This window comes from bacterium, from assembly GCA_024226335.1.
GTDB lineage: Bacteria > Myxococcota_A > UBA9160 > SZUA-336 > SZUA-336 > JAAELY01.
Genome location: JAAELY010000020.1, coordinates 1 through 511, shown reverse-complemented (window position 1 = coordinate 511; position 511 = coordinate 1). Strand labels below are relative to the sequence as shown.

At 63.4% G+C, this 511-nt stretch carries 1 protein-coding gene; it reads left to right on the top strand.

All coding sequences use genetic code 11. The features are described from left to right. Positions 1-177: 177 nt before the first annotated feature. On the top strand, positions 178-511 hold a 334-nt coding region (locus GY725_00830), incomplete at its 3' end, for an IS256 family transposase (protein MCP4002714.1).

Below are 511 nucleotides of genomic sequence, written 5' to 3'. Positions count from 1 at the left end.
TGTCGTCACTGCTAGCTAGTCCTCTCTATCGGCTCTTGCCGGTCCCCCATCTGGGGGACCGGCAAGAGCCGGTTACAACCGAAAGTTGTGGATCGAAGGAATAGATCGGGGGACGTATCCTTTCGTGTGAATTGCAAACGCACGATCGGCCCTGTGCCGAAAAAGGACACGCCGCCCATGCTGAGAGTAGTCGAGAACGAGCAGAACGGGAACCCGGAAGCTCGGATGAGCTTGGACGAGATCGCGCACGAGGGCGCACGGCGGATGCTGAGCATCGCGCTGCAGGCGGAGGTTGCCGAGTACGTCGAGGCGGCCGCAGGACAACGCGACGAAGACGGCCACGCCCTGGTCGTGCGCAACGGGACCGCTGGGCCGCGCCAGATCACAACGGGCGCGGGAACGATGGAGGTGGAAGCGCCACGCGTCCACGATCGCCGCGACGATCATCGCTTCAGCAGCCAGATCCTTCCGCCGTACATGCGCAAGAGTCCGAAGGTCGCGGAAGTGCTCC